The sequence below is a fragment of the Flavobacterium notoginsengisoli genome, from assembly GCF_042686225.1.
Lineage (GTDB): Bacteria > Bacteroidota > Bacteroidia > Flavobacteriales > Flavobacteriaceae > Flavobacterium > Flavobacterium notoginsengisoli.
On record NZ_JBHUOT010000012.1, the window covers coordinates 36,946 to 51,296 of the forward strand.

Here is a 14,351-nt window from a genome sequence, read left to right on the forward strand (position 1 = left end):
GAATTAAGCGACATTACGGCCTTTTTTTAGTTCAATGACCGTTATTTCGGGCATAATACCAACTCGTCCCGGATAGGCATGAAAACCGAATCCGCGGTTAACATAAACGTATCTTCCGACGTTTTCGTATAGACCTGCCCATTGTTTATAAATGTATTGCGCCAGACTCCATTTGAAATATCCCGGAATTTCAATTCCAAATTGCATACCATGTGTATGACCTGCAAAAGTCAAATGAAAATTCTTTGGATGATTCTGAATCTCAGCATCCCAATGGCTCGGATCGTGACTCATTAATATTTTAAAATCGTCCTGATGAACATTTTCAGAAGCTTTATTTAAATCTCCTGCTTTCTTAAAGTTTACACCCCAGTTTTCTACTCCAATAAGTGCGATTTTATCATCGCCTTTTTGAATGTAAGTATGCTCATTCAACATCAATTTAAAACCAATTTGACCATACAGATTTTTAATTGCTTTAAAGTTTTCCTCTTTTTCTTTTTCAGAAGGCCAGGTTACATATTCCCCGTAATCATGATTTCCTAAAACGGCAAATTTCCCATATTTATAATCTTTAATACGATTAAAAGTGTCCAGCCAGGGATGCATTTCTTTAGCATGCGTATTTACTATATCTCCTGTAAACAAAATCAGATCTGATTCTTGCTGATTTATTAAATCAATCGCATAATTTATTTTTTCCGGATTATCAAAACTACCACTATGAACATCCGAAATCTGAGTGATTTTAAAACCATCAAAAGCATCCGGAAGATCAGGAAAAAATACCGTTTGCTTCATTACTTTAAAATTATATTTTCCTTCTAATATTCCGTAAATTATCGATAAAAAAGGAATCGCAGCCAAACCTAAAGCAATCTGGCTTACAAACTTTCGACGATCAGGCATCATTTCTTTTCTTGGAGCATTATAAACAAAATAGTTCAGGATACTAGCCCCAATTCTAAAAATGTCCTCTCCAAACATGATTAAGGTAAGTACAATCTTTGGCACATAAATCAACAGCATCAAACCAGTTGTAAACATAAATTGTTTGGTTTGTCCAACTGAACGATCTATTTGAGAAAAAGAATATATGATAAAAATTAAAAGCAGTGCACTTATAATTTGATAGCTTATTAAAACCCATCTCACTTTAATTAAAGTTCGAAAAGCCTGATAAGAATAGAACTCAATAAATAAAAAAAGAGCGCATAGAATTACAAAACGAAGGATCATTTGTTATAGTTTTAAGCAAAGTAACAAAGAATGGAAATTTTATTTCTTTTTATTATAAAAAATTTAACGCAGTAAAAATAAAAAAGCTGAAAGAGTCCTCTTTCAGCTTTAACCTACCAACCTTTTAAAACTATTTAATTTTACAACTTAATGTTGTCTTATTTTGCTTTTGGAGCTTCTGTTTTTACAGCAGCTTCTGCTTTTTTATCGCCTTTGGCTTTTTTGTTTCCTTTTTTATCGTGTTTAGCGACTTTTACTTCTTTTGATTGAGCTGGTGTTGCCGGTGTAGTTTGAGCGTTTACCATTGAGAATGTTCCTAGAACTGCTACTGCTAAAATTGCTAATTTTTTCATGACTTTAAATTTTTATGATTATTATTATTTCATTATTTATAAGTCAAAGATAGAATCGTAAAATGAAGACAAAATGAAGATAAAGCCTTACAAAAAAAATTAACTTTTAATTAGCATTTTCAAACAACAATGTAAAAGTGGTTCCCTGGTTTAAAACCGATTCAACCTTAATTTGAATATGATGAAATGAAGCGATACTTTGTGCAATAGCAAGTCCTAACCCCTGACCTTCCTGATCTGAACTAATTCTGGCAAATCTGCTGAATATTTTTTCCAGCTGCGATTCATCCATTCCAATTCCGGAATCTTTTACCGAAATAAAATATTGTTCTTCTGTAAAACCATCCTCAATGCTAACATTTCCTTTTGGTCTGTTGTATTTTATGGCATTGGTTACTAAATTATAAATCAGAATATGAATTAAAGTTTTATTTCCTGTAAAGATAAAATTAGCCTGCATCTTGTTTTCAAACTGAATTTCTCTATCCTCAATACGATCCTGGAGATCTTCCTGCAAATCAGATACTATTTCGCTAAGATTTATTTCTTCATTTGCCTCATACTGATTATTATCAATTCTGGAAATGAGCAATAAGTTATTGATGATTTTTTTAAGCATATCCAAAGTCTTTAACGAACCTGCTATTTTATCAACGGCATTATCATCTAAAGATTCGTTCTGCAATAAATTCTCTAATTTGTTTTTTAGGAGTGCAATTGGCGTTAGAAGTTCGTGCGAAACATTTGAGATAAACTGTTTCTCCTTTTTAAAAACTTCCGAAATACGATCCATCATTTGATTTAAAACAAAATCAAGTTCCCTAAAATCTCTGGAAGCCGCTTTTATTGGAGTATGATCAAAGGTTTCCGGTTCGTTTACACGTCTGATTTTGGTATCGATAATTTTGTAAAAAGGTTTCAGAAGATATTCTATATAAAAAGTATCTGCCAAAAAAGTGATAAAAAGAATGACAACAAAAACAATCAATATAAAGAAACGAATCACAAAAGTTAAGTCGTTTACTTCGCTCAAACTACTTCCGATTTCTAATTGATAATCTTCGCCCTGATAATTAAAATGATGTTGCAGGATTCGATATTCGTTTTCTTCCCCTTCAATTACCCTGTATTCATTACTAAAAGTTGTTTTTTTCTGATGAGCTTTAATTGAAACACGCGAAAGCACTAAAAATTCACTGTGAAGTGTCGAAAACTCAGAAAAAGTTTCTGTTGAATCATCCGGGTTTTCTAAAAACTCTTTAATTTCTTCCGGATTTAAATGTTCAATAAATTTCTTCTTTTTCTCCAGAAGACTATTATTAATATGATGGTAAACAACATTTTCTACCAAAATAGGAAGCATCAGCCACAAAATCAAAATGACCAACAATCTTGTCAGTGCATTAAAAATAGCTAATTGGTGTTTTATTTTCACATTAACTAATTTATTCGTTTATACGATAACCTACATTTCGAACCGTTTCAAACCAATCTATAGGAGCATGTTTGTCTAATTTTTTTCGAAGATTTCGAACATGGACATCAATAAAATTAGAATCGGAATTAACTTCTAAAATGTCACCCCAAATATGCTCTGTAAGCTGTAAACGTGTTATTACCCTATTTTTATTTAAAACCAAATATTGAAAAATATCAAACTCCTTTTTCGTTAGATTAATTGGATTATCATTAAAACTGACTTTATAATCCTGAAGCTGTAAAACAAAACCATTAATAGCAAGGTTATTTAAAGTAAAACCATGAATTCTTCTAATCACAGCAAACAATCTCGCACTGAGTTCTGTTAAAGCAAAAGGTTTTGTGAGATAGTCATCGGCCCCAAGATGAAGTCCGTTAATTCTGTCATCAAGCTCTCCTCTCGCAGTCAGGACTATAACTGCCATTTTCGATTTTGTTTTCCTAACCGTTTGCAACACCTCAAAACCATCTCCGTCCGGAAGTCCCAAATCCAATAACATTGCATCATAATCATTACTTCCAAATTCTTCCAAAGCATCAGCGCAAGTATGCGTAATCTTGCAGATATACCCCGCATTACATAAAAAATCATAAACTTCTACTGCAAGTTCCCTATTATCTTCAACAATCAAAATATTCATAAAAATATAGCTAAGAGTAATTAAAATTAATCATTTAAAAAGAACAAAAGCCTGCATTGTAAAAACATTAACGCAAAAAGCTGATAAATTTCTTCATCAGCTTTTACCATCTGCATTCTCATAATATCCTTCCTGTTTTGTTTCCTTACAATCATTCGAAAACAAAACAAAAAGTACATTATTTTTTCACTTTTGCAGTTTCTGTTTTTGGAGCTTCACTTTTTTCTGATTTTGCTTTTTTCTCAGATTTGTGTTTAGGATGTTTGGTTGCTTTTACTTCTTTAGCAGGAGCTTCTTTTCCTGTTTTTGCAGGGAAAGCATGAACCATTGCACTTGTTCCTAAAACTGCCACTAGTAACATTAATAAATTTCTCATGATTTCTAAGTATTTAAATTAATAACCTTTTATTTTACAGATCAAAACTACCCTCAGAAAATGAAGAAAAAATGAAGAAAACACTATCCTTAAACATTTTAACTTGATATTAACTCTTCGCTTTTTTTTCTACCATATAAGTTATAGTTCATTTAAATATTTAACTTAATAATATTCGTAAAAAATATTAGACGCACTGCAGTGCGTCTCTACAGAAGACATCTTTACTAAAATAAACTTACATAACTTATATGGTTTCAAAAAAATTAATTTTCATGAACAAATCTGTTTTTAAAACCCAATTGTTTATTTTTACAGACTAATATTTTTAATATGTCGACTCAAAAACGCCTTTTTCTTCTAGATGCATACGCACTAATTTTCCGTGGTTATTATGCCTTTATTAAAAACCCGAGAATCAACTCAAAAGGAATGGACACATCTGCTATTATGGGTTTTATGAACTCCCTTTTGGATGTTATTAGAAGAGAAAAACCAGATCATTTGGCTGTTGCTTTTGATAAAGGCGGAAGTCATGTTAGAACTGAAATGTTCGTAGAATACAAAGCCAACCGCGATGCAACCCCGGAAGCTATCAAAATTGCAGTTCCTTATATTCAGGAATTATTAAAAGCGATGCATATTCCGATTATTGAAATTGAAGGCTGTGAAGCCGATGATTTAATTGGGACAATTGCAAAACAAGCCGAAAAACAAAATTATAAAGTTTTTATGGTAACGCCTGATAAGGATTTTGCGCAATTGGTTTCTGAAAACATTTTTATGTACAAACCAGCCCGAATGGGTAACGGAATCGAAATCTGGGGAATTCCTGAAGTTTTGGCAAAATTTGAAGTCGAAAGACCGGAACAAGTAATTGATTTTCTTGGAATGATGGGCGATGCCGTTGATAACATTCCCGGATTACCCGGAGTTGGTGAAGTAACTGCGAAAAAATTCCTTAAAGAATTTGGAACAATGGAAAACCTTTTAGAAAATACACATTTACTAAAAGGAAAAATGAAAGAGAATATCGAAGCTAATAAAGAGAAAGGAATTCTATCTAAAAAACTGGCAACAATTATCTGTGACTGTGATGTTGTTTTCAATGAAGATGACTACGAACTTTCTCGTCCTGATATCGAAAAAACGGACGCTATTTTTCAGGAATTGGAATTTAGAAGAATGGCCGAACAATTTGACAATTTGTTTAAAGTTGGCGGCGGCAACGAATTAGCTTCAACTCCGGCTCAGGATGCCAAATTATATAAAAAACCACAACCGAAAAATGAAGATCAGTTTGACCTCTTTGGCGGAGGCGGAACTACTTTGGACGAAGGAGCCGAAGCCGCAAGAAATTCATTTTACAGCACTTTAGAAAATACCGAGCATTCTTATCAGACGATTCAGGGAGATTTAGGAATTAAATTGCTTTTGCAAAATTTAGAAAAACAGACTTCGGTTTGTTTTGATACCGAAACCACAGGAATTGATGCTTTGCATGCTGAATTGGTTGGAATGTCTTTCTCTTACGAAAAAGGAAAAGCATTTTATGTTCCGTTTCCGGAAAGTCAGGAAGAAGCTAAAATTTTAGTAGACAAATTTGTTCCGTTTTTTGAAAATGAAAACATTGAGAAAATCGGACAGAATTTAAAATACGATTTAAAAATTCTTGCTAATTACGGCGTTACAGTAAAAGGAAAACTTTTTGATACGATGATTGCGCATTATCTGATTAATCCGGATATGCGTCATAATATGGATATTTTGGCAGAAACGTATTTGAAATATTCTCCTAAATCTATTGAAACTTTAATTGGAAAAAAAGGAAAAAATCAGCTTTCGATGCGTGACGTTCCTTTGGAAGACATTAAAGAATACGCTGCAGAAGATGCTGATATTACTTTACAACTAAAAGAAATCTTTACTACTGAATTAGACAAAACAGAAACTAAAAAACTGTTTGACGAAATCGAAATTCCGTTAGTAAGTGTTTTGGCTGATATGGAAACGGAAGGAATTCGCCTGGATGTTGAATTCTTAAAAGGAATGTCTAAAGAGATGGATGTTGAAATCAAATCTCTTGAAGAACAAATCTATGAAACAGCAGGCGAGAAATTCAATCTGGCTTCTCCAAAACAATTAGGAGATATCTTATTTGAAAAGCTTAAAATTGGCGGTGCTAAACAAAAGAAAACCAAAACAGGTCAATATGCAACGGGTGAAGAAGTTTTAACTTATTTAGCAAATGATAACCCAATCGTAAAACAGATTTTGGACTGGCGTCAGATGGTAAAACTGCAAAGTACTTATATTTTAGCTTTACCGGAACAAGTTGATAAAAAGACTTTGCGAGTTCATACCGATTATATGCAAACCGTTGCTGCAACAGGACGTTTGAGCTCGAATAATCCGAACTTACAGAATATTCCAATTCGTACTGAAAGAGGCCGTCAGATTCGTAAAGCTTTTGTTGCCCGCGACGAAAATTACACTTTAATCTCTGCCGATTATTCGCAGATTGAATTACGAATTATTGCTGCTTTAAGTGGCGAAGAAAATATGATTAAAGCGTTTCAAGACGGAGAAGACATTCACAGAGCTACCGCTGCAAAAGTTTTTAATGTGGCTTTAGAAGAAGTTTCGCGTGAACAAAGAAGTAACGCCAAAACGGTAAACTTTGGAATTATCTACGGTGTTTCTGCTTTTGGACTAAGCAATCAGACTTCATTATCAAGAAGCGAAAGTGCTGCTTTGATCGATGCTTATTATAAAACCTATCCACGTCTTAAATCTTATATTTCAGAACAAGTTGATTTTGCCCGTGAGAAAGGTTATGTACAAACTATTTTAGGACGCCGTCGTTATTTAAAAGATATTAATTCTGCGAATGCTGTGGTAAGAAGTGCCGCTGAGCGAAATGCTGTAAATGCACCAATTCAGGGAAGCGCTGCCGATGTGATTAAAATCGCGATGATTAATATTCATAAAAAACTTCGTGACGAAAACTGGAAATCTAAAATGTTACTTCAGGTACATGATGAGCTTGTGTTCGATGTTCACAATGACGAACTCGAAAAAATCCAGCCAATGATTAAACACGAAATGGAAAATGCTTTTAAAATGTCTGTTCCATTAGAAGTTGAAATTGGTTTAGGAAAAGACTGGTTAGAAGCGCATTAATAGAATTTCAGATTTCAGATTGTTGATTTTTTAAATAAACAAAACTGCACCTTGTTAATGATAAAGAGAACAATCTTAATTAAAATATTTTTTATTTTAGTTATAATGGGAGTTTCCGAATTAGGATATGCCCAAGTAAATAATGAAAATATTAGATTGGAAGTTCTTCGTAAAAATGTTGTAGATAAAGAATTTATTTTCGGAAAATGGGACGATAAAGGCGGAACAGAAACTTCCTTAACCTATTTAGGAATTTTAAAAACCGACAAAGGAAGAACCTACAAAATCATGAATTATATTTGGACTTGGGGCATGTCATGCAGAAGTACAAGTAGAATATTAGTATTTAATGCTAAAAATCACTATTTAGGAAACTATTACACGATAACAGCAAGTAATTTGCCAAAAAAAATTGAAGATGGGATTTTAATATTTGAAAACAAAAGCCCTGAATGCAATAAAAAGATTATTTCTAAAATCAGTTTTAAAAACGGATTACCAAAAGAAATTTTCAAAAGATGCAATAGTGATTATGGAGATTCATTTACCTTTGATGGGAAAAACTAAGAATCTAAATAATCGTTAAAAAAAAACCATCAGTTTCTACTGATGGTTTCTTATTTATTATACTTTTCTAGTCGACTCTCGTTCTTTCAATTTTGTCTTAATCACAATTGTCTCATACTCTGAAATCGTTCCTTCCGGCTCCTCTAATCTTTCGATTAATCTTTTGGCAGCAACTTCTCCAATTTCAACCCCATGCTGACTTACAGTTGTCAAACTTGGTGATAAACGTCTTGAAGCTAAAATTCCATCTGCAAAACCAATAATTGAAATATCTTCCGGAACTCTAAATCCTTTTTTCAAACTTACTCTCAAAGCAGCAACCGAATCATTTTCATCCAGAGCAAAAATTCCATCGATTTTATGATCAAAAATCCCTTCGATTTTAGCTTTCATATCTTCTTCAGAATCGGTACGAAGAATAATTTTTTCGTTAACCGGGATATTGTTGTCTTTCAAAGCTTTCAAATATCCTTCTGTTCTTAATTTTCCAACACTAATATTATCTACAGAAGAAATCAGAGCAATATTTTTACACCCTAAATTAATTAAATGTTGTGTCGAGTTAATTGCAGAATCATAATCGTCTACTACTACTTTATCGCAATCTACTTCATCAGCAATACGATCAAACATAACGATTGGTGTTCCGTCGTTTATGATTTCAGAAAAGTGATTATAGTCTTGAAGTTTTTGAGCTTCTTGTGAAACTGACAAAATAAATCCGTCAATAGTTCCATTGCTAAGCATCTCTAATGTGTGAACTTCTTTCTCTAAAGATTCATTAGATATACAAGTAATTACATTATATCCCTTTTTATCGGCAACTTTTTCAATACCGCTAAAAACTTTCGCAAAGAAAGAGTTTAATATATTAGGTATAATTACTCCAATCGTTTTAGTTTTACGATTTTTTAAATTCAAACCAATAACATTCGGCTTATAATTTTTGAGTTTGGCATACTCTTTAATCTTTACCTTCGTTTGTTCACTAATTTCTGGACTGTCATTCAACGCTTTAGATACAGTCGAAACAGAAACACCAAGTTCTTTCGCAATTTGTTTTAGAGTTGCTTTAGCTTTCATCCAATTGAATTTTATGTAATTAATACAAATATAGTAGAATTACCTAAAATAAAACAAAAAAGACCTGTCACTATTTAAATTTACCTAGTCTTTTACAAATAAAATTAAAAAAGGATATGATTTTTCTTAATACACCTCTTCCAAAAAATGTCTAATGCGTGGAAAACCATAATTTTGAAGTAAAAAACACAAACTCAAATGGCTTTACGGCTAAATATTATACCGTACCTTTTTTTATTGTTTTAAAGATAAAACTGAACCCTTGATTTTCAGCAGATAAAATATTCTTTCAGGTATTTGGTTTTAAAATAATTAATTGTACTTTTGCATCCCCTTTATTGGGGATGGAATGTTTAATTAAAATAATATTATGGACGCATTAAGCTACAAAACGGTTTCAGCTAACAAAGCCACTGTAACTAAAGAGTGGATTGTTGTTGACGCTGAAGGTCATAACTTAGGACGTCTTGCTTCTAAAGTTGCAATGATCTTAAGAGGTAAGTACAAGCCAAGTTACACACCGCACGTTGACTGTGGAGATAACGTAATTGTTATCAACTCAGAAAAAATTAACCTTACAGGTACAAAATTGAATGACAAAATTTACATGCGTCATACAGGTTACCCAGGAGGACAAAGAACTTTAACTGCTAAAGTATTGCAAGCTAAAAACCCTGCATTATTAGTAGAAAAAGCGGTAAAAGGTATGTTACCTAAAAACAAATTAGGAGCAGAACTTTTCAGAAATCTAAATGTTGTTGTAGGATCTGAGCACACTCACGGAGCTCAAAAACCTAGAACTGTTAACCTAAATGATCTTAAGTAATGGGAGTTATTCACAAAATCGGTAGAAGAAAAACCGCTGTTGCACGTGTATACGTTTCTGAAGGAACTGGAAACATCACTGTAAACAAAAAAGAATTCGCAACTTACTTTCCAACTGCAACTTTACAATACAAAGTTTTACAACCGCTTTCTATGACAGAAAACGCTAGTAACTTTGACGTTAAAGTAAACGTTTACGGAGGTGGTACAACTGGTCAGGCAGAAGCTGTAAGAATGGCATTAGCACGCGTAATGTGTGAAGTTAACGCTGAAAACAGAGCTATCCTTAAACCAGAAGGTTTATTAACAAGAGACCCAAGAATGGTTGAACGTAAGAAATTCGGTCAGAAGAAAGCTCGTAAGAGATTCCAGTTCTCTAAACGTTAATATTACCTGTCTTGTTCAGATGGGACAAGACTTTATCAATTATTTATTGAAATTAAAAAACACAGTTATTGTTGCTCTCCTATCGAGGTAGGATATAGTTTAGCATCTAAATGTATAAAGCCAGAGAAATCGCCATTTATACATTGCTAATCAACAGAACGTAAACTAGTACAAAAATGGCAAACAAAATAGAAGTAAAAGAATTACTAGAAGCAGGTGTTCACTTCGGACACATGACTAGAAAATGGGATCCAAATATGGCTCCTTACATTTATATGGAGCGTAATGGTATTCACATTATCAATCTATATAAAACTGCAGCTAAAATTGAAGAGGCTAACGAAGCTTTGAAAAAAATCGCTGCATCAGGTAGAAAAATCTTATTCGTAGCTACCAAAAAACAAGCAAAAGACATCGTTGCTGATAAAGCAAAAGCTGCAAACATGCCTTACATCACTGAAAGATGGCCAGGTGGAATGTTGACTAACTTCGTAACTATCAGAAAGGCAGTTAAAAAAATGTCTTCTATTGATAAAATGAAGAAAGATGGTACTTTCAACACTTTATCTAAAAAAGAGCGTTTACAAGTTGATCGTCTACGTGCTAAATTAGAGAAAAACCTAGGTTCAATTGCTGATATGTCTAGACTACCTGCAGCATTGTTCGTAGTAGATATCAAAGCTGAACACATCGCAATAAAAGAAGCTCAAAAATTAAACATTCCAGTTTTCGCAATGGTTGATACGAATTCTGACCCAAGAGAGGTTGATTACGTGATTCCTGCAAATGATGACGCTTCTAAATCAATTGACAAAATTTTATCTTTAGTAACTACTGCAGTAATCGAAGGTCTTTCTGACAGAGGTGCTGAAAAAGAAGTTGAAGCTGCTGAAGAAGCTCCTGCTGTTGAGGCTGAAGCTGCTCCTGCAACTGAAGAATAAATCAAATTTTAAATTCCAAATTTTAAATTCCAAAATCCAACCAGAATTAAAAACGTTATGTTGATAATTTATTAAAATTGGAGTTTGGGATTTAAAAGCTGGAATTTTTTACTTTTAAACACATTAAAACTTAAAATATTATGGCAACAATTACTGCTGCAGACGTAAATAAATTAAGACAATCTACAGGTGCCGGAATGATGGACTGTAAAAAAGCTCTAGTTGAAGCTGAAGGAGATTTCGATAAAGCTATCCAAATCCTTAGAGAAAAAGGACAAAAAGTTGCTGCTAACCGTTCTGACCGTGAGTCTTCTGAAGGAGCTGCTGTTTCTTTTATCAATGCAGACAACACTAAAGGAGCGATCCTTACTTTAAATTGCGAAACTGACTTCGTAGGTAAAAATGAGGCTTTCGTAACTTTAGCTAAAGATTTAGTAGAAAGAGCTATCAACTTCTCTTCTAAAGAAGAATTTTTAGCTTCTGATTTCAACGGAATTACAGTTGCTGAGAAATTAATCGAGCAAACTGGAGTTATTGGTGAGAAAATCGAAATCGGTGGTTTCGAAATTTTAGAAGGTGCTTTCGTTGGATCTTATGTTCACGTTAACAAAATTGCTGCTTTAACTGCAATTTCTGCTCCAATCGCTAATGCTGAAACTTTAACAAAAGATGTTTCTATGCAAGTTGCTTCTATGGGGGCTGATACATTATCTTACAAAGATTTTGATCCTGCTTTCGTTGAATCTGAACTTGCTGCTCGTATTGCTGTAATTGAAAAAGACAATGAAGAAGCTGCACGTTTAGGAAAAACTTTAAAAAATGTTCCTAAATACATCTCTTTCTCTCAATTAACTCCTGAAGTTATCAAACAAGCTGAAGAAGATGCTAAAGCTGAATTAAAAGCTGAAGGAAAACCAGAGCAAATCTGGGACAAAATTCTTCCAGGAAAAGTACAACGTTTCATTTCTGACAACACTACTTTAGATCAGGAAAAAGCTTTACTTGATCAAAACTTCATCAAAGATGACAGTAAAAAAGTTGGTGATTACGTAAAAGGATTCAACGTTGAAATCACAGGTTTCAAAAGAGTTACTTTAGGTTAATATATTATTTCAATATTTAAAAAGCCCGAATATTTATTTATTCGGGCTTTTTTATTTTTAGTTTTCAACCGGAAAGTTTCTTGCTCTCATCAATGCATCAGATTGCGGCGCATGTCCTCTGAAATCTTCATACATTTTTTCATTATCAATCGTATTTCCTGCACTTAAAACAATATCATAAAGGCGTTTAGAAACTTCTTTATCAAAAGGTCCATTTCCTTCCAAAAATGCTTCATAAGCATCTGCATTAATAACATCAGCCCATAAATAACTGTAATATCCTGCCGCATAACCATCACTTGAAAAAATATGGGCAAACTGCGGAATTCTATGTCGCATAACAATTTCTGACGGCATATTAATTGCTGCCAAAATCTGCTTTTCAAATTGATGCGGATTCACTTTTTCAGTAGTTAAATGCAGTTTCATATCTACAAAAGAACTCGAAATCGTTTCTACCGTTGCAAAACCTTCATTAAAATTAGCCGCTTTTGCAATTCTATCAACTAAAGATTCTGATAAAGGTTCATTAGTTTTATAATGAAGCGCAAACTTATTCAACACTTCTGGAGTTGCCAGCCAATGTTCTAACAATTGTGAAGGGAATTCGACATAATCTCTTGCTACTGAAGTTCCCGATAAACTCGGATACGTCACATTCGAACATAAACCGTGTAAAGCATGACCAAATTCATGAAATAATGTTGTAGCATCATCCCAGGAAATTAAAACTGGCTCGGTGGCATTTCCTTTTATGAAATTACAATTGTTCGAAACTATCGGAAGTACATTTCCTTTAATCTTCTGTTGGTCTCTATGCGAATTCATCCAAGCTCCCGAGCGTTTGCCTACGCGTGCGTAAGGATCAAAATACCACAGTCCAATTACTCCTCCGGTATTTTTATGATTGACCTCCCAAACCCGAACATCCGGATGATAAACAGGAACATCGAATAATTGTTTAAAACCAAGACCAAACAATTCTCCTGCTGTCCAAAACATTCCTTCACGCAAATTCTCTAACTGAAGATATTGCTTAATTTCGTTCTGATCTAAATCATATTTCGCTTTACGGACTTTCTCTGCATAAAAACGATAATCCCAAGGCTGAATTTTAAAATTCCCACCTTCTTCATCCACCATTTCCTGCATAGCCGAAACATCGTTTTTTACTTTTTCAACAGCTGGTTTCCATACGGAATGCATTAAATCCAATGTCTTCTGGGGATCTTTTGCCATTTTATTAGACAAACTCCATTCTGCAAAATTCTTGAATCCTAATATTTTTGCCTTTTTAGCTCTCAACTCTAAGATCGAAACAAGGGTTTCATTTGTATTATTTGAATTGTCATTATCGCCTCTTTTTACAAAAATATCAAACGCTTTTTCTCTTAAATTTCTTTGATTAGAAAAAGTCAAAAAAGGTTCAATGGAAGATCTGGTGTTTCCGATACAAGCCAAAACATTTAATTTTCTTTCTTTTGCTTCGGCAATTGCTGCATTTTTAAATTCTTCTGGAAGTCCTTCCAAATCACTTTCTGAATGCAGCTCCAAATACTGATCATTTTCTTCTGCCAGTAGTTTTTGACTGAAAAGCGTAAAAAGTCCGGCAAGTTCCTGATTAATTTTTGCTACTTCTGATTTATCTTCTTTATTCAACTCTGCTCCTTCTCTAACAAAATCAGTGTAATACAACCAAAGCAAACGCTGTTGTTCAGAATCCAAGTTTTTACTTTCTTCTGATTTATACAATTCTTCTATCCTTAAAAACAGTTTCTCGTTTTGATAGAGTTTATCGCTAATTTCAGCCAATTTTGGAGACATTTCTGTATCTACAACATTAAATTCAGAACTGCTTAAATTAGATCTATAAATCCCATAAACCGCATGAATGCGATCCAGTTTTTCTCCTGAAAGCTCTAAAGCTTTCACTGTATTATCAAAAGTCGGTTTTTCTAAATTGTTCGCAATGGAATCAATTTCTTCCAATTTTTCCTGAATTGCAAATTCAATAGCTGGCTTAAAATCAGCTATTTTATATTTTGTAAAATCCGGCACTCCTCCATAAGGCCCTGACCATTCCTGAAGTAACGGATTAGTTTCTTTTTCCATAATCAAATCATTTTATAAAGTTCTTCTTAGCACTTTTCTTTAAATAAGAAGTGCCAGAATCT

13 protein-coding genes are annotated in these 14,351 nt (G+C 33.3%); 6 read left to right on the top strand and 7 right to left on the bottom strand.

The window, feature by feature from the left end:
• Window positions 1–3: 3 nt before the first annotated feature.
• The 5 genes from ACFS3A_RS22240 to ACFS3A_RS22260 form a co-directional block, all read right to left on the bottom strand.
• Entirely contained in the window at window positions 4–1,239 is a 1,236-nt protein-coding gene (locus tag ACFS3A_RS22240) for a metallophosphoesterase (RefSeq protein WP_379827765.1), read from the bottom strand.
• Between the two features lie 158 nt (window positions 1,240–1,397).
• Complete coding sequence (locus ACFS3A_RS22245; protein ID WP_379827767.1) at window positions 1,398–1,592, bottom strand: hypothetical protein; 195 nt, start codon at window positions 1,590–1,592, stop codon at window positions 1,398–1,400.
• Between the two features lie 106 nt (window positions 1,593–1,698).
• The gene (locus ACFS3A_RS22250; protein ID WP_379827768.1) at window positions 1,699–3,027 is read right to left on the bottom strand and encodes a sensor histidine kinase; all 1,329 of its coding nucleotides are present in this window, start codon (window positions 3,025–3,027) and stop codon (window positions 1,699–1,701) included.
• A gap of 10 nt (window positions 3,028–3,037) precedes the next feature.
• Window positions 3,038–3,712 (bottom strand): response regulator transcription factor, encoded by a 675-nt coding sequence (locus tag ACFS3A_RS22255; protein ID WP_379827770.1) that lies wholly within the window; start codon window positions 3,710–3,712, stop codon window positions 3,038–3,040.
• A gap of 178 nt (window positions 3,713–3,890) precedes the next feature.
• Complete coding sequence (locus tag ACFS3A_RS22260; protein ID WP_379827772.1) at window positions 3,891–4,088, bottom strand: hypothetical protein; 198 nt, start codon at window positions 4,086–4,088, stop codon at window positions 3,891–3,893.
• A 333-nt stretch (window positions 4,089–4,421) separates the two neighbouring features.
• Here ACFS3A_RS22260 and polA point away from each other — a divergent pair, with 333 nt between their 5' ends.
• Window positions 4,422–7,271 carry a DNA polymerase I gene (gene polA, locus ACFS3A_RS22265; protein ID WP_379827774.1) on the top strand — a complete coding sequence of 950 codons (2,850 nt, stop codon included), beginning with the start codon at window positions 4,422–4,424 and terminating at the stop codon, window positions 7,269–7,271.
• Window positions 7,272–7,328: 57 nt separating this feature from the next.
• Complete coding sequence (locus ACFS3A_RS22270; protein WP_379827776.1) at window positions 7,329–7,838, top strand: hypothetical protein; 510 nt, start codon at window positions 7,329–7,331, stop codon at window positions 7,836–7,838.
• A gap of 57 nt (window positions 7,839–7,895) precedes the next feature.
• Here ACFS3A_RS22270 and ACFS3A_RS22275 read toward each other — a convergent pair whose 3' ends face one another.
• Entirely contained in the window at window positions 7,896–8,921 is a 1,026-nt protein-coding gene (locus ACFS3A_RS22275; protein WP_379827778.1) for a LacI family DNA-binding transcriptional regulator, read from the bottom strand.
• A gap of 370 nt (window positions 8,922–9,291) precedes the next feature.
• Here ACFS3A_RS22275 and rplM point away from each other — a divergent pair, with 370 nt between their 5' ends.
• The 4 genes from rplM to tsf all read left to right on the top strand — a co-directional run bounded on the left by rplM (window position 9,292) and on the right by tsf (window position 12,177).
• The gene (rplM, locus tag ACFS3A_RS22280) at window positions 9,292–9,747 is read left to right on the top strand and encodes a 50S ribosomal protein L13 (protein ID WP_379827780.1); all 456 of its coding nucleotides are present in this window, start codon (window positions 9,292–9,294) and stop codon (window positions 9,745–9,747) included.
• Window positions 9,747–10,133 carry a 30S ribosomal protein S9 gene (rpsI, locus tag ACFS3A_RS22285; protein WP_008466792.1) on the top strand — a complete coding sequence of 129 codons (387 nt, stop codon included), beginning with the start codon at window positions 9,747–9,749 and terminating at the stop codon, window positions 10,131–10,133. The genes rplM and rpsI overlap by 1 nt, the downstream gene beginning before the upstream one ends.
• A 176-nt stretch (window positions 10,134–10,309) precedes the next feature.
• Window positions 10,310–11,074, top strand: coding sequence for a 30S ribosomal protein S2 (gene rpsB, locus ACFS3A_RS22290; protein ID WP_095927954.1), 765 nt, complete (start codon window positions 10,310–10,312; stop codon window positions 11,072–11,074).
• 140 nt (window positions 11,075–11,214) lie between these two features.
• Window positions 11,215–12,177 carry a translation elongation factor Ts gene (gene tsf / locus ACFS3A_RS22295; protein ID WP_109191768.1) on the top strand — a complete coding sequence of 321 codons (963 nt, stop codon included), beginning with the start codon at window positions 11,215–11,217 and terminating at the stop codon, window positions 12,175–12,177.
• A gap of 57 nt (window positions 12,178–12,234) precedes the next feature.
• Here tsf and ACFS3A_RS22300 read toward each other — a convergent pair whose 3' ends face one another.
• Window positions 12,235–14,289 carry a M3 family metallopeptidase gene (locus tag ACFS3A_RS22300; RefSeq protein ID WP_379827783.1) on the bottom strand — a complete coding sequence of 685 codons (2,055 nt, stop codon included), beginning with the start codon at window positions 14,287–14,289 and terminating at the stop codon, window positions 12,235–12,237.
• Window positions 14,290–14,351 lie beyond the last annotated feature (62 nt).

Excerpts from the sequence above, each read along its gene's own strand:
- ACFS3A_RS22260 (WP_379827772.1), bottom strand. The coding sequence starts at position 4,088 with ATGAGAAATTTATTAATGTTACTAGTGGCAGTTTTAGGAACAAGTGCA.
- ACFS3A_RS22270 (WP_379827776.1), top strand. The coding sequence starts at position 7,329 with ATGATAAAGAGAACAATCTTAATTAAAATATTTTTTATTTTAGTTATA.
- ACFS3A_RS22245 (WP_379827767.1), bottom strand. The coding sequence starts at position 1,592 with ATGAAAAAATTAGCAATTTTAGCAGTAGCAGTTCTAGGAACATTCTCA.
- rpsB (WP_095927954.1), top strand. The coding sequence starts at position 10,310 with ATGGCAAACAAAATAGAAGTAAAAGAATTACTAGAAGCAGGTGTTCAC.
- ACFS3A_RS22240 (WP_379827765.1), bottom strand. The coding sequence starts at position 1,239 with ATGATCCTTCGTTTTGTAATTCTATGCGCTCTTTTTTTATTTATTGAG.
- rplM (WP_379827780.1), top strand. The coding sequence starts at position 9,292 with ATGGACGCATTAAGCTACAAAACGGTTTCAGCTAACAAAGCCACTGTA.
- tsf (WP_109191768.1), top strand. The coding sequence starts at position 11,215 with ATGGCAACAATTACTGCTGCAGACGTAAATAAATTAAGACAATCTACA.
- polA (WP_379827774.1), top strand. The coding sequence starts at position 4,422 with ATGTCGACTCAAAAACGCCTTTTTCTTCTAGATGCATACGCACTAATT.
- rpsI (WP_008466792.1), top strand. The coding sequence starts at position 9,747 with ATGGGAGTTATTCACAAAATCGGTAGAAGAAAAACCGCTGTTGCACGT.
- ACFS3A_RS22255 (WP_379827770.1), bottom strand. The coding sequence starts at position 3,712 with ATGAATATTTTGATTGTTGAAGATAATAGGGAACTTGCAGTAGAAGTT.
- ACFS3A_RS22300 (WP_379827783.1), bottom strand. The coding sequence starts at position 14,289 with ATGGAAAAAGAAACTAATCCGTTACTTCAGGAATGGTCAGGGCCTTAT.
- ACFS3A_RS22275 (WP_379827778.1), bottom strand. The coding sequence starts at position 8,921 with ATGAAAGCTAAAGCAACTCTAAAACAAATTGCGAAAGAACTTGGTGTT.